This is a genomic window from Mesorhizobium sp. CNPSo 4670 (assembly GCF_057784235.1).
In genome coordinates this window covers 11,390-37,380 of record NZ_JBWJFQ010000007.1, presented here as the reverse complement: position 1 = coordinate 37,380, position 25,991 = coordinate 11,390, and the positions used below count along the sequence as shown (strand labels likewise).

Sequence of the window (25,991 nt, the reverse complement as noted above, 5' to 3'; positions counted from 1 at the left end):
GGGAAGGCCCTAGCAGGAACGGCCTCAGACCACGGATGGGCGTTGCGGGCAATCCAGAAATTTTTGTCGCGACTTTAGGTTTTCTTGAGGGGAGCATGGGGACGGTGGAGCGCCGATCTCCCTCACAGGGGAGACCGGCAGGGTCAACCTCCGCTCGCCTTAAGCCGCGATCCAGTGAGGAGACCGCGCTCTTCGAGCACCGGATAGGCCATCGACGCCAAAAGCGAATTGATCTGCTTCAGGTCGCGGATGGTGTCGAGGTGGATCGAGCTGGTCTCGACGCTCTTGGCGGTTCCGTCGCGCAGCCGCACGAAATGGCTGGCGCTGGTTTCCTTCTCGCGGTCGCGCAGCTGGTCCTTTTCCAGCACCAGCTGGCGGGCGGTCTCGGGGTCGCGCGACACCAGCACGTTGAAGGCGAGCCGCGCATTAGCCAGCACCGAAGCGTGGAAGGCGCACAGTTCGCGCCAGCCCTCGGGCGTGAACTCCAGCCCGCGCTCGAGCTTCTTCTTCACATGCACCAGCATGTTGCGCACGATGATATCGCCGACCTGCTCGAGCTTGACGCAGGCGCCGATAAGCTCCTGGCAGCGCAGCGCCTCGTCCTCGGTCAGCGGGTTCCTGGTAAGCTTGGCCAGATAGAGCTTGATCGCCGCGTGCTTGCGGTCGACGCGGTCGTCGAGTGCTGCCAGCGCCTTGATCTTGTCGGCATCGGCGCTCTCGTACAGCTCGATGATGCGCTTGAGCATGATCTCGACGGTCTCGCAGACCCGCACCACCTCGCGCGTGGCATTGGCCAATGCCTGGCTTGGAACGTCTAGCGCGCTCTCGTTGAGCGCGGAAAGCTCGACGACATCGAGTGTGGCGGCCGGCGCCGGCTTGGTGCCAAGTGCCACGATCTTCTCCGAGGCGCGGTAGACGAACCCGGCCAGCGGCAGGCCGGCGAGCAGGATCAGCACATTGAACAGGATGTGAGCGTTGACGATCTGGTCCGCCGCGGTCGCGCCGAGGAAAGCGACATGCGGCCTGAAGGTCATGAACAGGATCAGCACGACCAGCGAGCCAAGCCCGCGCATCAGGAGATTGCCGATCGGCACCACGCGCACGGCAGGCCCCGCCGAGCGGGTCAGCATCGGCGCGATGATCGAGGATCCGAGATTGACGCCGAGGATGAGGACGACGCCGAGTTCCGGCGTGATCAGGCCTCGGCCGGCCAGCGTCGCCATCAACAGAACCGCCGCGATGCTCGACTGGAACAGCCAGGTGATCAGCGCCGCCAGCAGATAGGCGGTGACGGAATCGCTGGAGAAGTAATTGATGATGACCGGCATGAGCTGGCTGTTGCGCAGCGGCTCCGATGCCTGGCCGATCATTTCCAGCGACAGGATCAAAAGGCCGATACCGACCAGGATGCGGCCGGACTGGCGCCAGTCGCGCCGCTCGGTGGCCATGAACATCACCGTGCCGGTGATCAAGCAGAGCGGCACCAGCAGGGTGAGATCGAACGTCAGCAGCTTGACCACCAGCGCCGAGCCGATTTCGGCACCGCGCACGGCAAGCTGCCCGGCGGCGCCGGAGACGATGCCGGAGCCGGCGAAGGAGCCGACCAGTAGTGTAACGGCGGTGGAGCTTTGCAGGGCGATGGCGAGGCCGGTGCCGGCTAGCACCGCCATGATCGGATTGCGCATGGTGGCGCGCAGACGATGGCGCAGCACGTCGCCATAGGCGCGCTCGACGCCGGTTTTCACCATGCGGGTGGCAAACAGCATCAGTGCCACGGCGCCGGCCAGATGCAGAAGGACGACGGAACCGCTCATGTCGCTTTCCGCATGCGGACAACGGGGTGCGCGATGCGATCAGCGCGGCGATCAGTGGGGGAAACGAGGGTGCGAATCATGTTCATAGCAGTGACCAGGATGACGATATTACATTAGCCGGGTAATAAAATCTTGTCGATTTCAAGGGCCGTTGCGCCGCGACAGGCGGTGTCGGAAAATGGACGGACGCGCAAATGGTTGCATTGCGAGGCTGGTGTGGCGCGGTGGATCGCGCGTGTTTGGTTGTGATCTTTGCGAGGATGTTCAATTCTCCTAAATAAGCGAAGGAATTCATTACACAATTGTAATGCAGGTGTTCAGTTTCGGTTCATCGGTGGGTCACTATTCCTTGGGCATTGACAACCAAGGAGACTTCCAATGAAACGCATTGTCCTTTCCGCTCTCGCTTTCTCGATGCTGGCCGCCACGTCGCTCGCCGGCCAGGCCGCGCCGATGAATGCGCCGAACGCCCCGCAGTCGACCTACAGCCAGGTCGACTGGCAAAAGCCCGGCAAGCACGTCGACGTCAGGAAGCGTGTCGTGAAGAAGAAGATCGTCGTGAAGCGCAGCCATTGGCGCAATGGCCAGAAGTATTCCGGTTGGAGGCAGCACCGGCCGATCCGCGACTATGGCCGCTATGGCCTGCATCGCCCCGGCCGCGGCCAGGAATGGATCCGCGTCGGCAACGACTATGTGCTGGTCGGCGTCCTCTCCGGTGTCATTTTCGGCACGCTTGCCGGGCAGTAAATCCCGTCTGGGCCAGCAAACCTGCTGGGGGCGAAGGGAAGGCGGCCCGCAACGGCCGCTTTTTTTGCCCTGTGGAAACCGGGCATCGTCCGCATTAGGGGTCGTCGGATTCCGCGGGCATGATTATATGGTGGGGAAACGAGTTTCCCGATGCGCTTCCCGCCCGCCTTCCTCGACGAGATACGCGACCGCGTGCCGATTTCATCGGTGATCGGCCAGCGCGTCGCGTGGGACAGGAAGAAGACCAACGCGCCGCGCGGCGATTATTGGGCCTGCTGCCCGTTCCATGGGGAGAAGAGCCCATCCTTCCACTGCGAGGACAAGAAGGGCCGCTACCATTGTTTCGGCTGCTCGGTTTCGGGCGATCATTTCAAGTTCCTCACCGAACTCGACGGCATGAGCTTTCCAGAAGCGGTAGAAAAGATCGCCGACATGGCCGGCGTGCCGATGCCGGTTCGCGATGCGCAGGAGGAGCGGCGCGAAAAGGAACGCGCCAGCCTGACCGATGTCATGGAGATGGCGACCGCCTTCTTCCAGGAGCGCCTGCAGGGGCCGGAGGGTGCGAAAGCCCGCGCCTATCTGCGTGATCGTGGGCTGACACCGGCCACGCAGCAATCGTTCCGGCTCGGCTTCGCGCCCGATAGCCGCAATGCGCTGAAGGAGCATCTCGCCGCCCGGGGTGTTCCCAAAGCCGATATCGAGGCCTGCGGGCTGGTGCGGCATGGCGACGACATTCCGGTCTCCTATGACTGGTTCCGCGACCGCATCATGTTCCCGATCCCGGATTCGCGTGGCAAGATCATTGCTTTCGGGGGCCGCGCGCTGGCGCCGGATGCGTTGGCCAAATACATGAACTCGCCCGACACCGAGCTCTTCCACAAGGGCAACGTGCTCTACAATTTCGCCCGCGCCCGCAAGGCGCTTGCCAAGGGCGGCACGGTCATTGCCGTCGAAGGCTATATGGACGTGATCGCGCTGGCGCAGGCCGGCTTCGAGAATGTCGTGGCGCCGCTCGGCACGGCGCTCACCGAAAACCAGCTCGAGCTGTTGTGGCGCATGGCCGGCGAGCCGGTGTTGTGCTTCGACGGTGACAAGGCCGGCCTGAAGGCTGCCTGGCGGGCCGCCGACATGGCGCTGCCGGCGGTGCAGGCAGGGCGCTCGGCGCGCTTTGCGCTGCTGCCGGAAGGCAAGGATCCCGACGACCTGGTCAAGGCCGAGGGGCCGGATGCGTTCCGTTCCGTGCTGGCCGATGCGCGGCCGCTGGCCGACCTTCTGTGGATGCGCGAAACGGCCGGCGGCGTCTTCGACACGCCGGAGCGGCGGGCCGAGCTCGAAAAGACGTTGCGCGAACTGACCAGTCGCATCCGCGACGAAAGCCTTCGCTATCACTATCAACAGGAGATGCGCGAGCGCGTGCTGAGCTTCTTCGGCGCGCAGCGCGGTACAAGGCAAGGCCGCCAGGATGGGCGCCCGGGCCAGGGCAAGGCGCCGCCGCCGGGCGGACAATTCGCCAAGGCCGGCGGCGGACGCACACCGATCACTGAGAGCCTCGGCCGCTCGGCGCTGGTCAAGCGCGGCAGCGAGGGGATGTCGATGCGCGAGGCGACGATCATCGTCGCGCTGGTCAACCATCCGGTGCTGATCGACGAGAATTTCGCACATATCGAGTTTCTCGATCTCGCCAACTCCGATCTGAGGCGGCTGCACGCCGCCATCCTCGACGCGATGGCGCATGACATGGCCAATGACCGTCAGGCCGTGGTGGCAATGATCGAGCGCGCCGGCTGCGCCGAGATCTGGGAGCGGGCCGTCGGGCTGATCCGGCGAATGCGGCATTGGCCGGCGCTGGAGACCGCCGCCCTCGAGGATGCCCGCGACGCTTTCAGCCAGGCCCTGCACTTGCAGCGCAGCGCGCGCACCTTACATAAGGAGCTGAAACAGGCGGAAGCGGCGCTCGCCACCGATCCCACAGACGAAAACTATCGGCACCTGATCGAAATTCAGGCGCAATTTCAGGATGTACAAGCGACGGAAGCGCTGATCGAAGGATTCGGCGTATCCTCGGGCAGGGCCGGGCGGGCTTAAAGCATGATCCTGAAAAGTGGGAACCGGTTTTCTCGGACAAACGGAAACCGTTTGTCCAGAGATCGTGCTTCCACCAAAAGAAAGACAGAGCCTTTGCCGGCCGATAGGGCAGGGACGGGCTCGGCAAGAGAGTGAAATGTGAAAGCGCTGTTGCGCGTCCAAATGGCGCGTGGCGGGGCTAAGTCGGGTAATTGATTCGCTTTTTTCATGCGAATCATGCGAGAGGCGCTTGACCTTCCGGCAGAATGGCGGAATCAGGACGATTCGAAACGTTAACCGCACCCGCGTCGACGGGAAATAAACGATGTGAGGTACTGGTCACTGGACAGGCAAGCTGCCTGCCACAGATATCAGGGTTAATCTGGACTTAACGAGAGATGCAGTTACTGGCCCGGTGAAGCGCGACTCATAAGCGAGTGCATCCGATTTGACTGGTCCGACAGCTTACGCGGCTTTGATGTTCGGCCGCTAGGAGAAGATAAAGACTATGGCGACAAAGGAAAAGGAAGAGGTCGAAACCGAACGCGAAGGCGCCACCGATGGCCCTCTGCTCGACCTTTCCGATGATGCTGTCAAGAAGATGATCAAGGCCGCCAAGAAGCGCGGCTATGTCACCATGGACGAGCTGAATTCGGTGCTGCCCTCCGAGGAAGTGACCTCCGAGCAGATCGAGGACACCATGGCGATGCTGTCCGACATGGGCATCAACGTAGTCGAGGACGACGAGCAGGGCGAAGAGCCCGAGGCCGCAGACACCGCGGCCGATGCCGAGGAAGACGCCAACGAGCTGGCCGAGCAGACCGGCACCGCCGTTGCTGCCACCACCACCAAGAAAGAGCCGACCGACCGCACCGACGATCCGGTGCGCATGTATCTGCGCGAGATGGGCTCGGTCGAGCTTCTGTCGCGCGAGGGCGAAATCGCCATCGCCAAGCGCATCGAGGCCGGCCGCGAGACGATGATCGCGGGCCTGTGCGAAAGCCCGTTGACCTTCCAGGCTATCATCATCTGGCGCGACGAGCTCAACGAATCCAAGATCCTGCTGCGCGAGATCATCGATCTCGAAGCCACCTATGCCGGTCCCGAGGCCAAGCAGGCGCCGGTGGTGGAGCGCATTGAGGAAGCCAAGGTCGAGGACAAGCCGCGCCGTTCGCGCGATGAGGAAGACGACGTCACCAATGTCGGCGCCGACACGCGCGGATTGGTTGATGACGACGAGGAAGACGAAGACGAGGCCAGCCTGTCGCTGGCGGCGATGGAAGCGGAACTCCGCCCCCAGGTGATGGAGACGCTCGACGTCATCGCCGACACCTACAAGAAGCTGCGCAAGCTGCAGGACCAGCAGGTCGAGAACCGGCTGGCCGCGGCCGGCACGCTGTCGCCCAGCCAGGACCGCCGGCTGAAGGAGCTGAAGGACCAGCTGATCAAGGCGGTGAAGTCGCTGTCGCTCAACACGGCGCGCATCGAGGCGCTGGTCGAACAGCTCTACGACATCAACAAGCGCCTGGTGCAGAACGAAGGCAAGCTCCTGCGGCTCGCCGAAAGCTACGGCGTGCGCCGCGAGGAATTCCTGAAGGAATATCAGGGCTCGGAGCTCGACCCGAACTGGACCCGCGCGATCGGCAACCTGACCTCACGCGGCTGGAAGGAATTCACCAAGAACGAGAAGGACGCCATCCGCGACTTGCGCGCCGAGATCCAGCATCTGGCCACCGAAACGGCGATCTCGATCCTGGAATTCCGCAAGATCGTCAACCAGGTGCAGAAGGGCGAGCGCGAAGCCGCGATCGCCAAGAAGGAAATGGTCGAGGCCAATCTGCGTCTCGTCATCTCCATCGCCAAGAAATACACCAATCGCGGCCTGCAGTTCCTCGACCTGATCCAGGAAGGCAATATCGGCCTGATGAAGGCGGTCGACAAATTCGAATACCGCCGCGGCTACAAGTTCTCGACCTACGCGACATGGTGGATCCGGCAGGCGATCACGCGTTCGATCGCCGACCAGGCGCGCACCATCCGCATTCCGGTGCATATGATCGAGACGATCAACAAGATCGTGCGCACCTCGCGCCAGATGCTGCACGAGATCGGCCGTGAGCCGACGCCGGAAGAGCTGGCCGAAAAACTCGCCATGCCGCTCGAAAAAGTGCGCAAGGTGCTGAAGATCGCCAAGGAGCCGATCTCGCTCGAAACGCCGGTCGGCGACGAGGAGGATTCGCATCTGGGCGATTTCATCGAGGACAAGATGGCGATCCTGCCGATCGACGCGGCGATCCAGGCCAATCTGCGCGAGACCACCACGCGCGTGCTGGCCTCGCTGACGCCGCGCGAGGAGCGTGTGCTGCGCATGCGCTTCGGCATTGGCATGAACACCGACCATACGCTGGAAGAGGTCGGCCAGCAGTTCTCGGTCACCCGCGAGCGCATCCGCCAGATCGAAGCCAAGGCGCTCAGGAAACTGAAGCATCCAAGTCGTAGCCGGAAGCTCAGGAGCTTCTTGGACAGCTGAGCAGGGACGGCGTCGTCGCCGGCCAGCTCAATTGACGCCGATACCGATGCCTGCTGCGGTGTGCTCTTCGAAGGGCATCAACGCCGCGAAGGCCTGGGGCGTCCGCCTGTTGTCGATCTACAACAACGGCACGTTCAGGCGCGTCCCCTTGACGATGATGCCGCCCCGGTTGCCGATCTCTATGGAGCCATAACGCTGCCTGAAGCACTCAGGCAGCGGTCGGTCGCCCGGTATCGATAGCCACAGGCGCAGCATATGGCGCCGCTTGTCCGGGTCCGGCCAATCGCGAAAGCCGATGCGGTCGTGAAGCAGCGAATGATTGTAGACGAACTGCATGTCGCCGGGCCGCAGCCGCATCGACAGGTTTAGTCTGGGATCATTGGCAAGGCTGTCGAAGAGATCCAGCGCTTCGACATGCGCGGCGGTGAGCCGCATGGCATCCGGAAAGCGTTGCGCGCTGTCGATGTACTGGCGCTGATAGATGCCGGTCAGCAATCCCGCATGCCAGTTGAGGACCGGGATTTCGAAGTAGGGTTTTTCCCCTTCCGGTATCTCGCCGCGCCGGTCGGTGGCGATCGGATCAAACAGCAGGCGGGTGAGGTCGGGCCGTTTCTTGCGCATCTCGTTGTAGATCGTCACTGTGCTCACCAGCAGGGACTCTCCGCCTTGCATGGCATCGCGCAGGCAGAGCAGCCCAACCACATCGGCGGAGTCGGTGTGAAACGTCTGGCGCTCAGAGGTCTGGTAGATGCGCGTCGTGGCGTCCCTGGCGTCGGCGCCTGTGTCGCGGACATGGCCGAGGATATGGCCCTGGGCATTCTGGGATCGTGCGCTTCCCAGATGCGCGCCAATCCCGCAGAAAATCGTTGCCGCCATTTGCGCGGAATATCTCTTGACCGGGAGGCCGCGAAGCACCTCGAACCCAATGCCTGCGATCAGTTTTTCGCGAAGGGCGGCAAGATGGCCGACAAGCCGGGGCAAGGGGAAGTCAGCCTTGGTCAGGTTGCCGATGTCCTGCGAGCGGGCGAGAAAGCCGGTTGCCGCCAACTCCAGTTCCGCGACGTCGCGCGGGTCCAGTTCGACCAGCCAACGCTCAGGATGTTTCGCCATGTCCTCGCCGGTCCATGCGGCAGGACTTTCGATCGATTCCGGCGGCAGGTCGATGGTCTCGCGCATGAAGCTCTCCGGCGGCTGGATCGGTCTCGGTTGCCGGCCGGGGATTTCCGCCAGATCGACGGCCACGACGGAGATTGCCGCAAACAGGCGGGTTTTAGAACCGGCTTTCCCCGTCGGTGCGCCGACCGTCTTACGGCCGTCGCTTTACCGCCGTCTTGGGGGGCTCGCCTTCACCCAGCAACAGCGCGTCGGCGCGGTAGTCCTTGCAGGATGTTCGCTGCGGGAGGATAATTTCGCGTCGGATGCATTTTCTGGGCGACAAACCCGGATGCCCGCCCCGGCGAAGCCGCCGTGCTCCGTGGCCCGGAGGGAGGTGTGCATGACAAGCTACATCGTGCTGATGAACTGGACGGAACAAGGCGCCAGAAATGTGCGCGATTCACCGAAGCGACTCGACGCCGCCAGGAAGCAACTGGGGGACATGGGCGGATCGTTCAAGGCGTTCTACCTGACTATGGGTGAATACGACATGGTGGCCGTGGTTGAAGCGCCCGACGACGCGGTCCTGGCTCGCTTCTCGCTGATGCTGGCGGCGGCCGGCAACATCAGGACGCGGACGCTGAAAGCCTTCCCCGAATTTGCCTACCGCGAGATCATCACCTCGCTCGGGTAGAGCCCTGAGAACAGCGCGGAGGCTGAAGCGCTTCAGGTCCTTGTTTAATGCATGTCGCCCAAATCCGCTGCGCAGTTTTGGGCGACATGCATTAGGATGCGGCCATGTCCGAACCGAATTCACATGCGCATCTGTGGCCCGGTGTGCCGCTTGCTCTTGGCTCCGCCATCCTGTTCGGCGCTGCGCCGCCGCTGTGCAAACTGCTGCTCGACAGCGTCAATCCCTTCATGCTGGCCGGTCTGCTCTATCTTGGCGCCGGCGCCGGGCTGGCCCTCTATCGTCTGCTCCGCCGCACCGGCAGCGGCGAGGCGCAACTGACCGCCAGGGATCTGCCATGGTTGGCGCTGGCGATTGGCGCCGGCGGCATCGTCGCGCCGGTGTTGCTGATGTTCGGCCTCAGCCTCAACACCGCATCCAGTTCCGCGCTGCTGCTCAATCTCGAAGGGTTGGCGACGATGGCGATCGCCTGGCTCGTCTACCGCGAGAATGTCGACCGGCGCCTGCTCCTGGGCGCCTTCGCCATCCTTGCAGGCGCCGTTCTGCTGTCGTGGCAAGGTGAGGGCGTTGCCTTCAACCTTGGTGCCGTGCTCGTCGCCGCGGCGTGCCTGGCGTGGGGGCTGGACAACAATTTTACACGCAAGATCTCGGCCACCGACCCTGTGGTGATCGCCATGCTGAAAGGGCTGGTGGCGGGTGTCGTCAATGTCGGGCTGGCGCTCGCCGGCGGAGCTTCGTTTCCGCCAGCGTCGATCGTCGCAGTCACCGCGGCCGTCGGCTTCTTTGTCATCGGGGTCAGCCTGGTGATGTTCATCGTAGCGCTGCGTCATCTCGGCACTGCACGGACAGGGGCGTATTACTCGCTCGCCCCCTTTATCGGCGCGCTGCTGGCAATCGCCATCCTAGGTGACGCCGTCACGCTCAAGCTGGCGGTCGCGGGGCTTCTGATGGGCTTCGGCCTCTGGCTGCATCTGTCGGAACGCCATGAACACGAGCACGACCACGAGGAACTGGAACACCAGCACAGCCATTTGCATGACGAGCACCACCAGCATCATCATGACGGACCGGTGAGCGAGCCGCATTCGCACTGGCACCGGCATGCGTCCATGCGCCACAGGCATCAGCATTATCCCGATCTGCACCACAGGCATGGCCACGGCTGAGCATGATCCCACGATGCAGGCGCCGGTTTTTGGAAGATTCATGCCCGAGCAACGGACCAAGCCCTTGCTGACCGTCTGGTACAACACACGCTGCCCGGTTTGCGATGCCGGCATCAGCCGCCAAAAGCGGCGGCTGATCGAAGCGGTCAAGGCCGGACGGATCGCGTTTCGCGACATCAACCTTGAACCGGCAGCACTTGCCGGATTCGGTGCGTCCCTTGAGGATATCCGCCGCAGGCTGCACGCCACCGACGCTGACGGCCAACTGCTGGTCGGCGCCGATGTAGCGATTGCCGTGTGGCTGGCAACGCCGGGCGAGGGCTGGCTGGCGACGGTGTTCGGCAATCCGGTCACCTTGCCGCTGACGCGTTTTGTCTATGACCGGTTCGCCGACCTGCTCTACGCCTGGAACCGGCGCAACGGCCGCTGGTAGGGGTTCCTCGTCGGCGACCGGGGCGAATGGAGGTCCGGAACCATTTTCGGACCTCCCTCTGCCGGGCCTTATCGGCCGGCCGGCTCGCAGAGCGCTCCGACGATGCGGCGCACCACAGGCAGCACCAGCAGCAGCGTTGGAAACGCCACCAGCCAGGACAGACCCCAGGCGGTCATCCAGATGGACGGCAGGCTGGGATGGAAACCAAGGCTTTTCAGCGTCGAGATGAACGAGACGATGAAGGTCATCAACAGCGACAGCACCAGCGGGCTGACGATGGCAGCATAGCGGGCAGGCAGCTTCCTGCGCCGATGTCTTGCAGTCATTTTGGAGGTTCCCTGAAGTGTCCGGTCCGTCGCATTTGGCATCCATTCGCCGGTTATCGGCGCAATTGCCCGGAAAGACCGGGGTTGGATGCGTTGCTTGACGTCAGACGCTTACGGAGCAGCCAAGGCGCTCGCGGGCCTTCTAGCGGCACGCTCCGGCAAAAGCAAGCCTCTGGAGCCGCATTCAGATACATCGTAAGATATATCTTGACTTCAGCGATTGGTGTGCCTAACTAAGATATATCGTAAGATAGAACTCAAGGAGCAATCAATGCACAAGCAATTCGGGCACAATCATTTCGGCGAGCGCATATTCATGCACATGGCCGCCAAGTTCGGCGGCCGTGGCGGCGGCTATGGCCCGTTCGGCCATGGCGGTCGTGGCGGCGGACGCGGCGGGCCGGGCGACATGTTCCGCGCCGGGCGCATGCTGGCCGACGGCGATCTCAAGCTGATCACGCTGTCGCTGCTGGCCGAGGCACCGCGCCACGGCTACGACATCATCAAGGCACTGGAAGAGCGCACCAGCGGCATCTACAGCCCGAGCCCGGGCGTGGTCTACCCGACGCTGACTTTCCTGGAAGAGGCCGGATATGCCGCCTCCGCCGCCGACGGCAACAAGAAGGTGTTTTCGATCACCGAGGCCGGGCAGGCGCATCTCAACGACAACCGCGAGATGATCGACGGCGTGCTCGACCACCTCGAGCGCTTCGGCCGCAAGATGGCCAAGGCGCGCGACTGGTTCGGCTGGAACGACGAGCGCGAAGAGGGCGGGCGTCGCGGCGGTCGTGGTGGCCGCTCGGAAGCGCGCGACGAATTCCGCGCCGTGCGTCACCGGCTGCGTGCGGCTCTCGGCGATTTCGTCGATGCCCCGGCTGACAAGCAGGCCGAGGCGATCGCCATTCTCGAAGGTGCTGCCGAGGCGCTGGAAGCGCTGTCGCGCGGCTGAGGCCGCCCGGTCCAGTACAGCCAAAAGCCAGAACAGACAAAAGCCCGGGAGACCCGGGCTTTTTGTCATTTCGATCGACGGGCCGGTGGCAGGCCGACGAGCTGCTAGCCGACGTCTTCATCAGGGGGCTGGAATGCGGCGGCACATTCGCGCATGCTGGAACGACAGCGTCGTGAATCGCGAGCAGGGCAGGCCGCGATTGCGGGGCGAACAGGGAGATTTGAGCGATGTCTTTTCTAAAGCGTCTTTTCGGCGGCGGTGGCGGTGCCGAGGCGGGCGAGCCGAAGAGTGCAGCGCCGGCCAAGCAGGTCGAACACAAGGGATTCCTGATCAGCGCCACGCCTTACAAGGCCGAAGGCCAGTACCAGACCTGCGGCGTCGTCTCCAAGGAGATCGATGGTGTCGTCAAGGAGCACAAATTCATCCGCGCCGACCGCTTCGCCGGGCTCGACGACGCCGTCGACATCTCGATCAAGAAGGGCATCCAGCTGGTCGATGAGCAGGGCGAGCGGATCTTCGGGTAGGGCTGCACTGTCGAGGCGACGATCGTCGGCTTTGCGCCACCTGTTTGACCTTTGCTCCCCTTACGCGGGGCTGCCTTTGACCGCTCTATTCAGTTCTTGTTCCAGGTCGACCAGTTCCTTGCCGCCCGCCATTAGATTGAGCAACTGATCGCGATCGATTTCACTTTTCGCGTAGGTGCCAGTGCATCTGCCGCGCTTCAACAAGGTAAAGCGGTCCCCGACCACATAAGCGTGATGAACGTTGTGGGAAATGAAGATGACGCCGATGCCGCGCGCCTTGGACTGGACGATGAGCTTCAGGACCACGGATGCCTGATGGACCCCCAGCGCCGATGTCGGCTCATCCAGGATCAGCACCTTGGCGCCGAAATAAACGGCGCGCGCGATGGCCAGGCACTGCCGTTCCCCGCCCGAAAGCGTGCCAACGGGCTGTTCCGGATCGCGCAGCTGGATGCCCATCGCCGACAATTCGTCATACGCGGTGCGGTTGGCGAACTCGGCGTCAAACTGGCTGATCGGGCCGAATTTGCGCATCGGCTCGCGGCCGAGAAAAAAGTTTCGCGCCACGCTCATGAGCGGCACCAAAGCCAGGTCCTGATAGACCGTCGCGATGCCGCTGTTGCGGGTATCGGCCGGCGACGCAAACCTTGTCGGCTTGCCCTGGACGCGGATTTCACCCTCGTCGGGTGCGTAGACGCCGGACAGTGTCTTGATCAGCGTCGACTTGCCCGCGCCGTTGTCGCCGAGCAGGCAATGGACTTCGCCCGGACATACGTCGAACGACACATCCTTCAGCGCAACGACCGATCCGAAATACTTGCTGACCGACTTCAGTTCGACATAGGGCTCGGCCATCACCGACTCCTCATGGCGCGGTTGCGCACATAGCTGTTGAACAGCACGGCGATGACCATCATGGCGCCCATGAACAGCTTGAACCAGTCCGTGTCGATGCCGGTGTAGAAGATGCCCATCTGCACCACGCCGAAGATCAATGCGCCGAACATGGCGCCGACGGCCGATCCGTAGCCGCCGGTAAGCAACGTGCCGCCGATGACGACGGCAATGATGGCCTCGAATTCCTTCTGGGTGCCGCGCAGCGTGTCGGCCGAGCCGGTGACCAGGACCTGGATCGCCGCAAAGAGCGCGGCCGCCATGGCCGTCATGACGAACAGCGTGATCTTGGTGCGCGCCACCGGCACACCGAGATTGCGCGCGGCGTTGGCTTCACCGCCCGCGGCGAAGATCCAGTTGCCGAAGCGGCTGCGCGTCAGCAACCAGGTGCAGATCAAGGTCAATACGATCCACCAGACGATCGAGACCGGGATGCCGGAGATCGACGGCAGGCCGTCCGCCCGCTTGCCGACCAGGCCGATGTCCGAAAGCCACGCGATCAGGCCGGAAAACACCTGACCTGAAAACAGGCTGTTGAGAGGATCGTTCAACGCCAGTTCATGAACGCCGGATACCTGGGTCCGCCCGGATATGCCGCGCGTGAGACCGAGCGTCAGGCCGCGCAGCATGAATAGGCTTCCGAGCGTCACGATGAAGGAGGGCAGTCCGGTCCTGACGACGGCAAGCCCGTTGAGCGCGCCGATACCGCCGCAAACAGCGAAGGAAAACAGCAGCGAAAGCCAGATGGGCCAGCCCCAGAACACGGAGGGGATCGCGATCAGGATCCCGGCAAAGCCAATCATAGAGCCAACCGACAGGTCGAACTCGCCTGCGATCATCAACAGCGCCACGGGTGCGGCGAGAATGCCAAGCTGGGCCGAGACCTCGAGGAAATTGATGATCCCCTTGGCACTGAAAAGTCCTGTATTTCCCGCCGTGATGGCGAAGAACACAAAGACCAGAACGGTTCCGGCGGCCGCGCCAAGTTCCGGCCTGCTCAACAGGCGGCTCAGGCGGGAGACGGACCGGATCCGCTCGTCGCGAATCTCTGCAGCCATGGGTGCGTTGCCTTCATCGGTGAGAGCGGCCGGGCCGAGGCCCGGCCGCCAGCGGTTAACGCTTGCCCTGTTTCGCCAGATCGATGACCGAGGCGGCAGTATCCTTGGTGACGAAACCAGGGCCCGTCGGATAGTCGGCGATCGGCATGATCTTGTATTTCTTCCAAAGGTCGAACATCGCGACCGGGATATAGCCCATGGCATATTGCTGGGCGTCGATGCCCCACTCCATCTTGCCGGCAACAACGGCCTGCAGGATCGTGGGAGACAGATCGAACGTGCCGGTTTTCACCTTGCCCGCGAGGCCCATTTCATCGAGCGCGGCCAGCGTTGGTTCGGCACCGCTGGCGCCGACAGCCAGAATGAACTGCGTGTCGGCATGAGCGGTCATATAGGCAATCATGCGGTTCTTCATTTCAGTCGGGTCGATGACGCCGTTCATCACCGGAACATCGACGCCCAGACCCTTGGCAAAGCCCGCGCACCGATCGTCAAGGCTGGAATTGCCCACCTCGTGATTGGCGCAGACCGCCTTGGTGAGGCCGAGCGCCTTGATGCGCTCGCCCGCCATGACGCCCGCCTGAAATTCGTCCTGCCCCATGAACAGCAGGCCGCCAAGATCATGGGTCAGCTTCGAGCCGCCAGAGTCGATGACGATGACCGGAATGCCGGCGGCAACGGCATTCTTGACCGGACCTGAAAGGGCCGCGGCGTCGGGGATCGAAACAACCATCCCATCGGGCTTCGAGGCTGTAATGGCGTCGATCATTTGCGCCATCTTGGCCATGTCGAATGTTTCGGGCGCCAGATATTCGGCCTTGACGCCCAGGGTCTTGGCCGCATCGTCCATGCCGTTCTTCACGACCGACCAGTAGGGGTCGCCGCTCTGGCCATGGGTTACAAACACCACGTGCGTATCATCGGCGGCCGCAAGGCTGGTGGCCGCCGCCATCATTGTAACGCCGGCCAGCAGGCCGAGCGCAGGCTTTATTAATTTCGCAAGCGAAAACATAACAACCTCCTGTTTTGTTTTCCGCCGCCGCAGTTACGGTCGGCAGTCCAGTTGCCCCTTTATTCCAGTTTCATTCATCAGCACTGGTCCCCTGGAGGCCGCATGGCGGCCGCGACTATTCCGTGACGGTAAATCCGGCTTCCCCGGCCATGCGCGACAAATTCCGGAATCCCATTGTCGCATAGGTCAGCGGGTTGGCCTTGCTGGGATCCTGCTCGGCCTCGACGACCAGCCAGCCGCTGTAGCCGTTGTCGGCAAGTACGCGCAAAATCGAGGGATAATCGATGAACCCGTCGCCGGGAACGGTGAATATCCCGTCCATGACCGCCCCCATGAAACTCATGTCTTGCGCGCGGGCACGTTCAAGAACGGCTTTGCGCACGTCCTTGCAATGCACGTGCACGACGCGCTTGACGTGCGCCCTGATCAAAGCCAGCGGGTCGCCGCCGGAAAATGTCGAGTGGCCGGTGTCGTAGAGCAGGCCGACCGCCTCGCCGGTGTGCCGCATCAGCTGGGCCACCTCGGCATCGGTCTCGACGATGGTTCCCATATGGTGGTGAAAGGCCATGCGCACGCCGAAATCCGCCATCCGCTCGGCCAGCGCGGTCAGTTTGCTGCCGTAGGCCGGCCATTCCTCCAAGCTCAGTGCCGGGCGCTGCGAGATCGGTCCCCAGATGGCGTTATGGCGCCCGCGCGAGGTGTCGGCATAGACGACATGCGCCGCGCCCATATCCTTCAACAGCTGGAGATGCGGCATGATCGCATCCATTTCCGCGCTGACTTCCTTCTCGTCGCAGCGGCCATCATACCAGCCGGAAATCACGGCAAGGCCATAGCGCTCCATGATCGGCTTCAGCTCGGCCGACCGGCGCGGGAACTTGCCGCCAAGTTCAGTGCCGGAATAGCCGGCCTGTTTGGTCTCGCTGAGACAGACCTCAAGTGGCGTATCGCCGCCGAGTTCCGGCACGTCATCATTGCTCCAGGTGATCGGGTTTATGCCGATGCGAACCGTCACGGGCGAGCTCCTGATTGCTTGAGCTGGGCAAGGTGGCGCCGGGTGAGCCCGGCCAGCAGCGTCATGTCGCGACGCGCCTGCTCGGCGGTGTTGCGCACCGGCGTGCCTTCGACGATCGCCGACCAGAAACCCTTCAACTCCTCGACAAACGCCTCTTCGTATCCGCTGCGGATATCGCGGCTGGATAGCGTGTGGCCGTCGCTGGTGCGCAGGGTCAGCCGTGTCGTTTGGTGGTTGAGATAGGGCGATGGGAATTCCAGTTCGAGCGAGGCTTGGTCGAAGTAGAGCGTTATGCGCTCGCGGTAGTCGGCGAGCCTAGGTACGGCCAGATGCACCATGTTCCACAGCGCCTGGCCACCGAGCAGCCGCACGGCGCCCTGGCCGCCTTCACCTCTGGCAAAAAGCGAGGCGCCGACAATGTCGCCATCCGTGACGCCGAGCGCATCGAGCAGCCCGTGCACGGCGTTCACGTCGTGCACGATCGCTGAGCAATAGGCCCCGACAAAACCACGAAAGGCGTCGGGATCATCCAGTCCAGGCACCGCTCGATCCACCTGCTCGCGCTGCCTGGCTTCGGTCGAGGCAACCAGATCCACCGCGACGTCGTCACCCCGGCATGTGGAATGGTGCCGCACGAACGGCCACGCGTCGGGATCGTTGACCTCGACCGAAATGTAGCGAAGCGTCCGCGCCGTGCCCGGCAGCATCTTCAGCGCCGCCTCGTAGCTCGGATCGAAACGCTTCATGTAGCCAACCTGAAGCACCTTGCCGGCGCGATCCCTGGCGGCGATCAGGTCGTCGATGTCCCCGGCGCTGTAGCAAAGCGGCTTTTCGCAGAAGACGTGCAGCCCCCTGGCGAAGGCGGCGAGAGCCTGTTCCCAGTGCAAGGCATCGGGGGAGGCTATGACCACGGCGTCAAGGGGCATCGCTAGAAGTCCGTCGAGATCGGCGAATGTAGCAAGGCCGAATTCCTCGCCGACAAAGGCGCGGGTTTTGCGCGAAGGATCATATACACCGAGAATCTTGAACTGCCGGTGCAATTTGAGCAGATTCGGGATGTGCTCGACCTGGGCGACGCCTCCCGCACCGATCACTCCCACCCTTATGCACTGCATCGGTCAGCCCCACCTGAACCTGAACGCATTTTTCTTGAGCCTAGGACTGCTTTGGTTCCATTGTTAGAACCAGTTTGCATTGATTTTTCGGAACCACGATGAAGACGAGTTTTCCAATCGACGGCATTGCGCTGGATCGCGGCAGTTCCGCCAACCTGCACAGGCAGCTCTACGTCCAGTTGCGCGGTCTGATCGAACGGCGCGTGCTGCCGAGCGGCCATGCGCTGCCCTCGACACGGGTCATGGCGCGGGATCTGCAGGTGGGCCGCAACACGGTGATTGCCGCTTGCGACCAGCTGGCGCTGGAGGGTTATCTGGCGATAAGGCCACGCCGGCCTTCGGTGGTCATGGATCTGCCGACCCGTTCGGCCGCGGCGGAGCATGTATCGGTCGAGGGTGAGAATCCGATATCATTGCGCGGGCAGGCCATGCTCGCCCAACCCTATCATCACGGCCGACCCGGCATGCTCGCATTTCATCCCGGCATGCCGGACCCGGATAATTTTCCGTTCAACACCTGGTCGAAACTCCTCAGCCGCCGCGCAAAATTTGCGCATATCGACCTTTTCGGGACCTATCACGTCAAAGGCTATCCACCTCTTTGCGAGGCTATCGCTCGCTATCTCACCGCGTCGCGGGGGGTTCAGTGCGCCGCCGAGCAGATCGTCGTGACCAATGGCGCGCAGTCGGCGTTCGATCTCCTGGCCCGGCTGCTGATCGATGAAGGCGACACGGTGTGGATGGAGGAGCCGGGATACTACGGGGCGGGTTCGGCTTTCGTCTCGGCTGGGGCGAAACTGGCGCCGCTGCGCGTGGGCAATGCAGGCTGGAACCTCGATCCACCGCCTGTCATTCCGCGCATGATTTTCGTGACGCCCTCCTGCCATCATCCGCTCGGCATAACCATGCCCATGGAACAGCGGCTCAATCTCCTGCACATGGCTGAGACCTGGCGGTCATGGATCATCGAGGACGACTACGATGGCGAATACCGTTTTCAAGGGCAGCCTATACCGGCGCTGCAGGGCATCGGCGCGTCAAACCGCGTGGTCTATGTCGGTACCTTCGCGAAGATCCTGTTTCCGGCCATGCGCCTCGGCTTTCTGGTGGCGCCCAAGGCGATAGACCACACGATCGTCTCGGCGCTGAGCGTGACCGGCCAGTTCGCTCCATTGCTTGCCCAGGCAGCGCTGGCGGACTTCATGAACGAGGGGCACTTTACTCGTCATCTCCGGCGCATGCGGCGCCTCTACGCGGAAAGGCGGCAGTTCTTCCTGGACAGGGCTCAAAGGCATCTTGGAGAATGGCTGGATTTCCATTCCACCGAATCCGGCATCCAGATTGTTGGCATTTTCCGCCATAGATGTAACGACGCGGCGATTGCCGAGGCGTTGCTCCAACAAGGGATCAACGTCTCGGCTCTATCGATTCAGTACCGTCACGGCTCGGAACAAAACGGGCTTGTCATGGGCTTTGCGGCTGCCGATGCGCAGACAACCGAAAAGACGATGCAAAAATTTCGAGCCGTGCTGAAAGCCCATTTCGGATAGATTCCCCAGGTCACGCCGTCTGCAACTCCCGGCGCGGCAGCGGCGGGAAGGCGATGGCGATGCCGACCGCGCCAAGGCCGATGATGGCCGAGCCGATGAACAGCCAGGAATAGTTGGCGTAGGCATCGAACACCATGCCGCCGGCCAGCGGACCGAGCGCCATGCCGAGGCTGGACAGCATGGTTGCGGCCCCGAACACGGTGCCCAGGATGCGCTGGCCAAAATACTCGCGCGCCAGCACTGCATAGAGCGGCATCACGCCGCCATAGGTGGCGCCGAAGATGACGGCCAGCATGTAGAACTGCTCGAGCTGCCTGATGCTGAGATAGGCGGCAATGACGATCGCCTGGATCGCCAGGCCCGCGATCAGCACCGGCTTGACGCCAAGCCGATCGGCAAGCACGCCGTAGAGAAGCCGCCCGCCAAGCCCAGCGAGGCCCTCGACGCTGTAGATCGAGACCGCCGCCATGGGCGCCACGCCGCACAGCATGGCATAGCTGACCATATGGAAGATCGGTCCGGAATGGGCAGCACAGCAGGCAAAGAAGGTCAGCCCGAGCACGATGAATTGCGGTGAGCGCAGCGCCTGGCCGGCCGTCAGGCCGGCGCCTTCGGCAACCGGTGCGGAACCGAAATCGGCCACGGCTGGCTTCGGCGGCTGGCGGACCAGCAGCACGGCCGGCAACAGCAGCACCCATGCGGTGATGCCGATGTCGAACATGGCGGCGCGCCATTCATAGGCCGAGATCAGCCAGCGAGCGAAGGGCGAGATCGTCATCGGTGCCACGCCCATGCCGGCCGAGACCAGTGACACCGCAAGGCTGCGGTTGGTGTCGAACCAGCCTGATGTCAGCGCGATCATCGGCGCGAAGAAGGCGCTGGCCGCGAGGCCGACCAGCACGCCATAGGTGATCTGGAAGCTCAGCAGCGAGCCGGCGCGGCTGGCCAGCACCAGTGCCAGCCCAAGCAGCACCGCGCCGATCGTCACGACGATGCGAGCGCCAAAGCGGTCGGACAGGGCGCCCCAGGCGAAGCCGCCAAGGCCCATCACCAGGAAGTTGAGGGTCATGGCGCTCGAAATGCCGGCGCGCGACCAGTTGGTGTCGATCGCCATCGGTTCGAGGAAGATCGCCAGCGAAAACATCGTGCCGATGGCGACACAGGACATCAGCGCGCCAGCCGCGACGATGACCCAACGATAGGAATGGTTCATATTCTTTCTCCCATGCCAGAGGGCAGCGCTACGCGCCGCCTGCAGCCGAAGGACGCTGGCTCTGAGGCCGATCCTACAATTCCGGTTGCGTTTTTTATCCAGTCTGAGTTCGCGCCGTTTTCCCGTCACCACGGGCCGCTTTCTTCGGGCAGCTTTCACTATCCCAAAACCGCGTGGTTTTTTGGACGTATGTCGTTGTCCCAAAACTGCTTCGAGCGACATGCGTCAGAACGGCAGTTCGGACGTGTATTTGATCGTCTGGCTGGGGACGTCGGTCTTGACGTTCTGCACACCCTTGATGCGGCTCAGATGCTCCGACTGGAAGCGGCGGTAGTCGTCGATGCCGGCCGCCACCACGCGCACCAGGGCATCGCAATCGCCGAGCATCAGATAGCATTCCATCACCTGCGGCAGCTTGGCCACTTCGGTGGCGAAATGCTCGATCGTGTCCTCGTCCTGCTGCTTCAGCCAGATGCGAGTGAAGAAGGTCAGGCCCTTGCCGATGCTGGCCGGGTTGAGCACGGCGACATAGCGGTCGATGACGCCGGCCTCCTCCAGCAGCTTCACGCGCCGCAGGCAAGGCGATGGCGACAGCCCGACCTCGTTGGCCAGATCGTTGTTGGCCATGCGGCCGTCGCGTTGCAGTGCCCGCAGGATGCGCTTGTCGATCTCATCGAGCGTCATGGCTGTGGATTCCATTTTCTTGGCAATTTGTGACACTCAATGCCAAAATTTGACGAAATACAACAATCTTCGCAACCAAATTGCTGGACGGTATCGGTATATTTGCCGCCAACATCACTGATTTCAAGCGCAACGGAAGCGGCGGCCGCGAGGCCGACCGATGGCAAAGCATGAGCATTTCACAGGCAGTCGAGGCGGCAGGCGACGGTTCGACGTCCGAATTCCGCCGTGGCGTGGCGTCATGCGCGCCGGTGCTGTTCGGCACCATTCCCTATGCGCTGGTACTCGGCGCCCAGGCCACCCAGAAAGGCTTGAGCGTCGTCGAACTCTCGGCAATGACAGGGCTGAATTTCGCCGGCGGCTCGGAATTCGCGGCGATCCAACTGTGGACGTCACCGCCGCACATCGTGCTCATCGTCGCCATCACCTTCCTGGTCAACAGCCGGCACCTGCTGATGGGGGCGGCATTGGCGCCGTTCCTGCGTCACCTGCCGCGGCGCAAGATGTTTCCGGCGCTGTTCTTCCTATGCGACGAAAGCTGGGCGCTCGGGCTTGCCGACGCCAGGCAGCGTGCCGCGGCTGGTATCACGCCAGCCTTCAGCCCTCGCTACTATATGGGTGCGGCGCTGGCGATGTATCTCACCTGGGTGGCCTTCACCACGCTAGGTGCCTTGCTCGGCCCGATGCTGGGCCATGTCGAGGCCTATGGTTTCGACATGGCGTTCCCGGCTGTCTTCCTGGTGTTGATGCGCGGCATGTGGAAGGGCGTGGCCGCCGCGCGGCCCTGGCTGGTCAGCCTTGTCGTCGCGGCGCTGACCTATCTCATGGTTCCCGGCGGCTGGTATGTCGCGGCGGGCGCCGTGTCGGGGCTGGTGTCGGCCTGGTTCTTCTGGAGGAGCGAAGCATGATCGACGCGACGACCCTTTTCACCATCGTGCTGATGGCCGGCGTCACCTATCTGACCCGGATCGGCGGCTATCTCGTGCTGCGCAACCGCACGCTCAGCGCCCGTGCCACGGCCGTGATGGAGGCGGCGCCCGGCTGCGTGCTGATCTCGGTGATCGCACCGGCCTTCGTGTCGAGGAACCCGGCTGACCTTCTGGCGTTGGCCGTCACTTTTGTCGCGGCAACACGGTTCTCCATGCTGCCGACAGTGCTGATCGGGGTCGCCTCTGCGGGCATTCTGAGGCATCTGATCGGCTAGGACAAAAAGAGCAGGCGCCGGCGCCTGCTTTTTCTCATCGGTGTCGTAGCCGCCGCGATCTATTGGATCGCGGACGGGATGCGCCGACCCTCGGCGTTGAACAGATGGAGCTGTGTCAGGTCCGGGGCAAGGAAAACGTGCTGACCCGGCAAGACGCGGATCCGCTCGCGCAGCAGCGCGCTCAGCGTGTTGTTGCCGGCTTTGGCAATGACAAGGGTTTCCGAGCCGGTCGGCTCGACCACTTCGACAACTGCCGGCACGCCGCTGTCGGAAAGCCTGAGATGTTCGGGCCGGATGCCCCAGGCGACGGCGCTTTCGGTCTGTTTCAGCACAGGCAGCGGGAACACGATGCCGTCGCTGGTGGTGAAGCCGTCGGCCGTGCTGCGCCCGTGTAGGATGTTCATCGCGGGCGAGCCGATGAACTGGGCTACGAACAGATTGGCCGGCCGGTCGTAGAGATCGAGCGGGGCGCCGACCTGTTCGACGATGCCGCCATTCATGACGACGATCTTGTCGGCCATGGTCATGGCTTCGACCTGGTCGTGAGTGACATAGACGATGGTGGTTCCCAAACGCTGGTGCAGCGCCTTGATTTCGGAGCGCATCTGCACGCGCAGCTTGGCGTCGAGGTTGGAGAGCGGCTCGTCGAACAGGAAGACCTTCGGCTCGCGCACGATGGCGCGGCCCATGGCGACACGCTGGCGCTGGCCACCGGAAAGCTGGCGCGGATAACGCTCAAGCAGATCCTGCAGTCCCAGGATTGTCGCGGCGCGCGCAATCTTGTCGTCGATCTCGCGCTTGTCTTCCTTCTTCAGCGTCAACGCGAAAGTCATGTTCTCGCGCACGGTCATATGCGGGTAGAGCGCATAGTTCTGGAACACCATGGCGATGTCGCGCGATTTCGGCGCGATGTCATTGATGACCTTACCTTCGAGTGCGATCTCGCCGGTGCTGATGTCCTCCAGCCCGGCGATCATCCTCAGCAAGGTCGACTTGCCGCAACCGGACGGGCCGACGAGGGTGACGAATTCGCCCGAAGCGATGTCCACCGACACGCCGTGGATGACCTTCGCCTTGCCATAGGCCTTCTCGACATCGGTGATGGAAAGCGCGCTCATCATGTCATCCTTGGAAAAGACTGGCCTCGAGAAAGAAATCGCCTCAGAAAGAGACCTTGTCGCCGCCCTTGAGTTGCAGGATCTGCCGCGCCTCGTCAGGGGTGGCCACCGAGGCGCCGAGCCCCTCGATGATCTGGCGCACCTTGCGTACCTGCTCGGCGCTGGATTTCGCCAGCTGGCCCTTGCCAATCCACAATGAATCCTCCAACCCGACCCGCACATTGCCGCCCAGCGCAATCGCCTGGGTGGCGATGGGCAGCTGACTGCGCCCGGCGCCCAGCACCGACCAGTGGTAGTCATTGCCGAACAGGCGGTCGGCGGTGCGTTTCATATGTGCGACATCCTCCGGATGGGTACCGATGCCGCCGAGAATGCCGAACACGCTTTGGACGAAGAACGGTGCCTTGACCAGGCCGCGCTCGACGAAATGGGCGAGCGTGTAGAGATGGCCGATGTCGTAACACTCAATTTCAAAACGCGTGCCGTTTTCCGCGCAGGTGCGCAGGATGTACTCGATGTCACCAAAGGTGTTGCGGAAGATGCGGTCGCGCGACCCTTCGAGGTACGGCCGCTCCCATTCGTGCTCGAAGGTCTTGAAACGCTCCAGCATGGGATAGAGGCCGAAATTCATCGAACCCATGTTGAGCGAGGCGACTTCCGGCGCAAAGGTCGCCGCCGGCTTGACGCGTTCCTCGACGCTCATCGTCGCGGCACCGCCGGTGGTGATGTTGATCACGCAGCCCGAGCGCTGCTTGATCACCCGCAAAAAGGGCGCAAAGGCCTCGGTCGACTGGTCGGGACGGCCATCGGCTGGATTGCGCGCATGCAGATGGACGATGGCGGCACCTGCCTCGGCGGCTTCGATTGCGGCCTGTGCGATCTGCTCGGCGCTTACCGGCAGGTGCGGCGACATCGATGGCGTGTGGATCGAGCCGGTAACTGCGCAGGTGATGATGATCTTGTTCTGGTTGGCCACTTGAAAGGATCCTCGTCTATTTGATCGCGCCCTATTTGACCGCGCCTTGGGTGATGCCCGAGATGAACTGCTTCGACAGCACGATGTAGAGCAAGGTGATGGGTAGTGCCGCCAGCGTTAGTCCGGTGAACAGCACGCCCCAGTCGGTGGTGAACTCGCCGACGAAGACGGTGAGGCCCTGCGGCAGCGTCTTGAGATCGTCCGAAGTGATCAGCACCAGCGGGAAGAAGAAATCGTTCCAGATCGGAACCGCGTTCTGGATTGCGACGATGACCAGGGCCGGGCGCGCCAGCGGCAGCATGATCGAGCGCATGATGCGAAATTCGCTAGCGCCGTCCATGCGCGCCGATTCTTCCAGTTCGCGCGGCAAGGTCCTGAGGAAGCCGGTCATGATGAAAACCGCAGAAGGAATGCCCATGGCGACATAGACCAGCACTAGGCCGGCATAGCTGTCGACCAGTCCCAGCGTATCCAGCTGGATGAACAGCGGAATGATCGCCAATTTCAACGGCACGGTCATGCCGCTCAGGAAAAACATCAGCACCAGCGCGCTCAGCCTGAACTGATAGCGGGCGATCGCGTATGCGGCCATCGTGCTGAACAAGAGGATCAGCGCCACCGCCGCCGTGGTGATGCCGACCGAATTGGCGAGGTAGCGGACGAAGTTGGTCTCGGTCCACACACGTTCGGCATTGGTCAGCGAAAAGCTCGACGGCATGGTGAAGGGCGAACTGAAAATCTCCGCATTGGTCTTGAAGGACGAGATCACCATGACGAACAGCGGATAGATCATGATGACGGCATTGAGCGCCAGCATCAGCTGGATGGCGCCGTTCTTCAACAATTCGCCGCGGTCCCGGCTGCCGGCTGCTGCGCTCACAGTTCGATCTCACGACGGCGCAGGTAGCGAAGCGCGATTGCGGTCACGCCTGCAACGATGATGAACATCATCACGGCCAGAGCGCTGCCCTGGCCGAAATCCTGGATGCCAGTCGTCGTACTGCCAAAGGCGGTGCGATAGAAATAGAGGCCGAGCACATCGGTGGCGCCGCCGGGTGAGCCGGTAAGGCCAGCCATGACATAGGGGATTTCGAACCAGTTGAAGCTGCCGATGAAGGTCAGGATGGTGACGATGGTGACGCTCGGCGCAATCAGCGGCCAGATGATCCGGGTCATCAGCACATAGTCGCCGGCGCCATCGAGACGGGCGGCCTCGATCACTTCCTTGCTAACGCGCTGCATGCCGGCCAGCAGCACCAATGTCGGGAAGCCGAGCCAGTGCCAGATGTTGGCGAACAGGATGCTGCCCAGCGCGGTCGATTCATTGCCAAGCCACGGGATGGCGCCGATGCCGACAAGCGCCAGCGTCTGGTTCACCAGCCCGAACAGCGGATGCAGGAACAGTTTCCAGAGGAAGCCGACGATCACCGCCGACAGCACGACTGGAAGAAAGACGATAACCTGGTGGATGCGATGGCCGGGCAGCGCCTTCAGCAATGCGTAGGCGAGCAGGAAGGCGGTGCCATTCTCGAACACCATCAACGCCACGAAGGCGATGATATTGTGCTTCAGGGCATTGTAGGTCCAGTCGCTGTACGGCGTCTCGAACAACACCTTGCGGAAGTTCTCGAAGCCGACGAAGCCGGTGGGCTGCAAGCCGTTGAACTCATAGAAGGCAAGGCGGAAAGCCGAGAGCAGGGGCCAGAGCACGAACAGCACCATGACCACCAGGGCCGGTGTCAGCAGGGATGCGATCCAGAGTGACCGGCGCCACGGAAAGGCTTTTGCAGTGTGGCGCCGGCCGATGTTCATC

At 62.7% G+C, this 25,991-nt stretch carries 25 protein-coding genes; 11 read left to right on the top strand and 14 right to left on the bottom strand.

Annotation, left to right across the window (positions count from 1 at the left end; genetic code table 11):
- Window positions 1-143 precede the first annotated feature (143 nt).
- On the bottom strand, window positions 144-1,814 hold the full coding sequence (locus AC0ZT5_RS13970; protein WP_477282522.1) for a Na/Pi cotransporter family protein: 1,671 nt from the start codon (window positions 1,812-1,814) through the stop codon (window positions 144-146).
- Between the two features lie 378 nt (window positions 1,815-2,192).
- On the opposite strand from AC0ZT5_RS13970, the gene AC0ZT5_RS13965 reads away from it, so the two are divergent.
- The 3 genes from AC0ZT5_RS13965 to rpoD all read left to right on the top strand — a co-directional run bounded on the left by AC0ZT5_RS13965 (window position 2,193) and on the right by rpoD (window position 7,155).
- The gene (locus AC0ZT5_RS13965) at window positions 2,193-2,561 is read left to right on the top strand and encodes an RcnB family protein (RefSeq protein WP_488496908.1); all 369 of its coding nucleotides are present in this window, start codon (window positions 2,193-2,195) and stop codon (window positions 2,559-2,561) included.
- 150 nt (window positions 2,562-2,711) lie between these two features.
- Window positions 2,712-4,646 (top strand): DNA primase, encoded by a 1,935-nt coding sequence (gene dnaG, locus AC0ZT5_RS13960; protein ID WP_488496907.1) that lies wholly within the window; start codon window positions 2,712-2,714, stop codon window positions 4,644-4,646.
- A 487-nt stretch (window positions 4,647-5,133) separates the two neighbouring features.
- On the top strand, window positions 5,134-7,155 hold the full coding sequence (rpoD, locus tag AC0ZT5_RS13955; protein WP_095090975.1) for an RNA polymerase sigma factor RpoD: 2,022 nt from the start codon (window positions 5,134-5,136) through the stop codon (window positions 7,153-7,155).
- Window positions 7,156-7,272: 117 nt separating this feature from the next.
- On the opposite strand, the gene AC0ZT5_RS13950 is transcribed toward rpoD, so the two are convergent.
- Window positions 7,273-8,331, bottom strand: coding sequence for a TauD/TfdA family dioxygenase (locus tag AC0ZT5_RS13950; protein WP_488496906.1), 1,059 nt, complete (start codon window positions 8,329-8,331; stop codon window positions 7,273-7,275).
- A 319-nt stretch (window positions 8,332-8,650) separates the two neighbouring features.
- On the opposite strand from AC0ZT5_RS13950, the gene AC0ZT5_RS13945 reads away from it, so the two are divergent.
- From AC0ZT5_RS13945 to AC0ZT5_RS13935, 3 genes are all read left to right on the top strand, one after another.
- Window positions 8,651-8,944 carry a GYD domain-containing protein gene (locus tag AC0ZT5_RS13945; protein WP_095091717.1) on the top strand — a complete coding sequence of 98 codons (294 nt, stop codon included), beginning with the start codon at window positions 8,651-8,653 and terminating at the stop codon, window positions 8,942-8,944.
- Window positions 8,945-9,048: 104 nt separating this feature from the next.
- Entirely contained in the window at window positions 9,049-10,107 is a 1,059-nt protein-coding gene (locus AC0ZT5_RS13940) for a DMT family transporter (RefSeq protein WP_488496905.1), read from the top strand.
- 40 nt (window positions 10,108-10,147) lie between these two features.
- Window positions 10,148-10,540 (top strand): thiol-disulfide oxidoreductase DCC family protein, encoded by a 393-nt coding sequence (locus AC0ZT5_RS13935; protein ID WP_488496904.1) that lies wholly within the window; start codon window positions 10,148-10,150, stop codon window positions 10,538-10,540.
- Window positions 10,541-10,608: 68 nt separating this feature from the next.
- Here the strand turns inward: AC0ZT5_RS13935 and AC0ZT5_RS13930 are convergent, their stop codons facing one another.
- Window positions 10,609-10,866: a DUF2798 domain-containing protein gene (locus AC0ZT5_RS13930; RefSeq protein WP_477282535.1), complete on the bottom strand. Its 258-nt coding sequence runs from the start codon at window positions 10,864-10,866 to the stop codon at window positions 10,609-10,611.
- A 271-nt stretch (window positions 10,867-11,137) separates the two neighbouring features.
- Between AC0ZT5_RS13930 and AC0ZT5_RS13925 the strand changes: the two genes are divergently transcribed.
- Window positions 11,138-11,815, top strand: a complete 678-nt coding sequence (locus AC0ZT5_RS13925; RefSeq protein WP_488496903.1) for a PadR family transcriptional regulator — start codon at window positions 11,138-11,140, stop codon at window positions 11,813-11,815.
- 227 nt (window positions 11,816-12,042) lie between these two features.
- Window positions 12,043-12,339 (top strand): HlyU family transcriptional regulator, encoded by a 297-nt coding sequence (locus tag AC0ZT5_RS13920; RefSeq protein WP_477282539.1) that lies wholly within the window; start codon window positions 12,043-12,045, stop codon window positions 12,337-12,339.
- 60 nt (window positions 12,340-12,399) lie between these two features.
- Here AC0ZT5_RS13920 and AC0ZT5_RS13915 read toward each other — a convergent pair whose 3' ends face one another.
- From AC0ZT5_RS13915 to AC0ZT5_RS13895, 5 genes are all read right to left on the bottom strand, one after another.
- A complete protein-coding gene (locus AC0ZT5_RS13915) occupies window positions 12,400-13,194 on the bottom strand; it encodes an ATP-binding cassette domain-containing protein (RefSeq protein ID WP_477228121.1) in 795 nt (264 codons plus the stop codon).
- A complete protein-coding gene (locus tag AC0ZT5_RS13910) occupies window positions 13,194-14,291 on the bottom strand; it encodes an ABC transporter permease (RefSeq protein ID WP_184874545.1) in 1,098 nt (365 codons plus the stop codon). Before AC0ZT5_RS13910 ends, AC0ZT5_RS13915 begins: the two co-directional genes overlap by 1 nt.
- A gap of 55 nt (window positions 14,292-14,346) precedes the next feature.
- On the bottom strand, window positions 14,347-15,303 hold the full coding sequence (locus AC0ZT5_RS13905; protein WP_457152543.1) for a rhizopine catabolism ABC transporter substrate-binding protein: 957 nt from the start codon (window positions 15,301-15,303) through the stop codon (window positions 14,347-14,349).
- Window positions 15,304-15,418: 115 nt separating this feature from the next.
- The gene (iolE, locus tag AC0ZT5_RS13900; protein ID WP_488496902.1) at window positions 15,419-16,318 is read right to left on the bottom strand and encodes a myo-inosose-2 dehydratase; all 900 of its coding nucleotides are present in this window, start codon (window positions 16,316-16,318) and stop codon (window positions 15,419-15,421) included.
- The gene (locus tag AC0ZT5_RS13895; RefSeq protein ID WP_488496901.1) at window positions 16,315-17,412 is read right to left on the bottom strand and encodes a Gfo/Idh/MocA family protein; all 1,098 of its coding nucleotides are present in this window, start codon (window positions 17,410-17,412) and stop codon (window positions 16,315-16,317) included. Before AC0ZT5_RS13895 ends, iolE begins: the two co-directional genes overlap by 4 nt.
- A 119-nt stretch (window positions 17,413-17,531) precedes the next feature.
- Here AC0ZT5_RS13895 and mocR point away from each other — a divergent pair, with 119 nt between their 5' ends.
- Window positions 17,532-18,983 carry a rhizopine catabolism transcriptional regulator MocR gene (mocR, locus tag AC0ZT5_RS13890; protein WP_488496900.1) on the top strand — a complete coding sequence of 484 codons (1,452 nt, stop codon included), beginning with the start codon at window positions 17,532-17,534 and terminating at the stop codon, window positions 18,981-18,983.
- 10 nt (window positions 18,984-18,993) lie between these two features.
- Here the strand turns inward: mocR and AC0ZT5_RS13885 are convergent, their stop codons facing one another.
- Both AC0ZT5_RS13885 and AC0ZT5_RS13880 read right to left on the bottom strand, forming a co-directional pair.
- Entirely contained in the window at window positions 18,994-20,196 is a 1,203-nt protein-coding gene (locus tag AC0ZT5_RS13885; protein WP_488496899.1) for an MFS transporter, read from the bottom strand.
- A gap of 225 nt (window positions 20,197-20,421) precedes the next feature.
- The gene (locus AC0ZT5_RS13880; RefSeq protein WP_488496898.1) at window positions 20,422-20,880 is read right to left on the bottom strand and encodes an Lrp/AsnC family transcriptional regulator; all 459 of its coding nucleotides are present in this window, start codon (window positions 20,878-20,880) and stop codon (window positions 20,422-20,424) included.
- A gap of 170 nt (window positions 20,881-21,050) precedes the next feature.
- On the opposite strand from AC0ZT5_RS13880, the gene AC0ZT5_RS13875 reads away from it, so the two are divergent.
- The gene (locus tag AC0ZT5_RS13875) at window positions 21,051-21,788 is read left to right on the top strand and encodes an AzlC family ABC transporter permease (RefSeq protein WP_488496897.1); all 738 of its coding nucleotides are present in this window, start codon (window positions 21,051-21,053) and stop codon (window positions 21,786-21,788) included.
- Entirely contained in the window at window positions 21,785-22,084 is a 300-nt protein-coding gene (locus AC0ZT5_RS13870) for an AzlD family protein (protein ID WP_488496896.1), read from the top strand. Before AC0ZT5_RS13875 ends, AC0ZT5_RS13870 begins: the two co-directional genes overlap by 4 nt.
- A gap of 59 nt (window positions 22,085-22,143) precedes the next feature.
- Here AC0ZT5_RS13870 and AC0ZT5_RS13865 read toward each other — a convergent pair whose 3' ends face one another.
- The 4 genes from AC0ZT5_RS13865 to AC0ZT5_RS13850 are packed head-to-tail and all read right to left on the bottom strand — an operon-like array spanning window position 22,144 to window position 25,990.
- A complete protein-coding gene (locus tag AC0ZT5_RS13865) occupies window positions 22,144-23,202 on the bottom strand; it encodes an ABC transporter ATP-binding protein (protein ID WP_488496895.1) in 1,059 nt (352 codons plus the stop codon).
- 43 nt (window positions 23,203-23,245) lie between these two features.
- Window positions 23,246-24,178 carry a 3,5-dioxohexanoate:acetyl-CoA acetone transferase gene (gene kce, locus AC0ZT5_RS13860; protein WP_488496894.1) on the bottom strand — a complete coding sequence of 311 codons (933 nt, stop codon included), beginning with the start codon at window positions 24,176-24,178 and terminating at the stop codon, window positions 23,246-23,248.
- A 31-nt stretch (window positions 24,179-24,209) separates the two neighbouring features.
- The gene (locus AC0ZT5_RS13855; protein WP_488496893.1) at window positions 24,210-25,058 is read right to left on the bottom strand and encodes a carbohydrate ABC transporter permease; all 849 of its coding nucleotides are present in this window, start codon (window positions 25,056-25,058) and stop codon (window positions 24,210-24,212) included.
- Window positions 25,055-25,990: a carbohydrate ABC transporter permease gene (locus AC0ZT5_RS13850; RefSeq protein WP_184874533.1), complete on the bottom strand. Its 936-nt coding sequence runs from the start codon at window positions 25,988-25,990 to the stop codon at window positions 25,055-25,057. The genes AC0ZT5_RS13855 and AC0ZT5_RS13850 overlap by 4 nt, the downstream gene beginning before the upstream one ends.
- Window position 25,991 lies beyond the last annotated feature (1 nt).

Coding starts and splice junctions, on each gene's coding strand:
- AC0ZT5_RS13920 (WP_477282539.1), top strand. CDS start 12,043: ATGTCTTTTCTAAAGCGTCTTTTCGGCGGCGGTGGCGGTGCCGAGGCG.
- mocR (WP_488496900.1), top strand. CDS start 17,532: ATGAAGACGAGTTTTCCAATCGACGGCATTGCGCTGGATCGCGGCAGT.
- AC0ZT5_RS13910 (WP_184874545.1), bottom strand. CDS start 14,291: ATGGCTGCAGAGATTCGCGACGAGCGGATCCGGTCCGTCTCCCGCCTG.
- AC0ZT5_RS13970 (WP_477282522.1), bottom strand. CDS start 1,814: ATGAGCGGTTCCGTCGTCCTTCTGCATCTGGCCGGCGCCGTGGCACTG.
- AC0ZT5_RS13965 (WP_488496908.1), top strand. CDS start 2,193: ATGAAACGCATTGTCCTTTCCGCTCTCGCTTTCTCGATGCTGGCCGCC.
- AC0ZT5_RS13915 (WP_477228121.1), bottom strand. CDS start 13,194: ATGGCCGAGCCCTATGTCGAACTGAAGTCGGTCAGCAAGTATTTCGGA.
- AC0ZT5_RS13930 (WP_477282535.1), bottom strand. CDS start 10,866: ATGACTGCAAGACATCGGCGCAGGAAGCTGCCTGCCCGCTATGCTGCC.
- AC0ZT5_RS13875 (WP_488496897.1), top strand. CDS start 21,051: ATGAGCATTTCACAGGCAGTCGAGGCGGCAGGCGACGGTTCGACGTCC.
- rpoD (WP_095090975.1), top strand. CDS start 5,134: ATGGCGACAAAGGAAAAGGAAGAGGTCGAAACCGAACGCGAAGGCGCC.
- AC0ZT5_RS13885 (WP_488496899.1), bottom strand. CDS start 20,196: ATGAACCATTCCTATCGTTGGGTCATCGTCGCGGCTGGCGCGCTGATG.
- AC0ZT5_RS13945 (WP_095091717.1), top strand. CDS start 8,651: ATGACAAGCTACATCGTGCTGATGAACTGGACGGAACAAGGCGCCAGA.
- AC0ZT5_RS13950 (WP_488496906.1), bottom strand. CDS start 8,331: ATGCGCGAGACCATCGACCTGCCGCCGGAATCGATCGAAAGTCCTGCC.
- AC0ZT5_RS13925 (WP_488496903.1), top strand. CDS start 11,138: ATGCACAAGCAATTCGGGCACAATCATTTCGGCGAGCGCATATTCATG.
- dnaG (WP_488496907.1), top strand. CDS start 2,712: ATGCGCTTCCCGCCCGCCTTCCTCGACGAGATACGCGACCGCGTGCCG.
- AC0ZT5_RS13935 (WP_488496904.1), top strand. CDS start 10,148: ATGCCCGAGCAACGGACCAAGCCCTTGCTGACCGTCTGGTACAACACA.
- AC0ZT5_RS13905 (WP_457152543.1), bottom strand. CDS start 15,303: ATGTTTTCGCTTGCGAAATTAATAAAGCCTGCGCTCGGCCTGCTGGCC.
- AC0ZT5_RS13865 (WP_488496895.1), bottom strand. CDS start 23,202: ATGAGCGCGCTTTCCATCACCGATGTCGAGAAGGCCTATGGCAAGGCG.
- AC0ZT5_RS13940 (WP_488496905.1), top strand. CDS start 9,049: ATGTCCGAACCGAATTCACATGCGCATCTGTGGCCCGGTGTGCCGCTT.
- AC0ZT5_RS13870 (WP_488496896.1), top strand. CDS start 21,785: ATGATCGACGCGACGACCCTTTTCACCATCGTGCTGATGGCCGGCGTC.
- AC0ZT5_RS13850 (WP_184874533.1), bottom strand. CDS start 25,990: ATGAACATCGGCCGGCGCCACACTGCAAAAGCCTTTCCGTGGCGCCGG.
- AC0ZT5_RS13880 (WP_488496898.1), bottom strand. CDS start 20,880: ATGACGCTCGATGAGATCGACAAGCGCATCCTGCGGGCACTGCAACGC.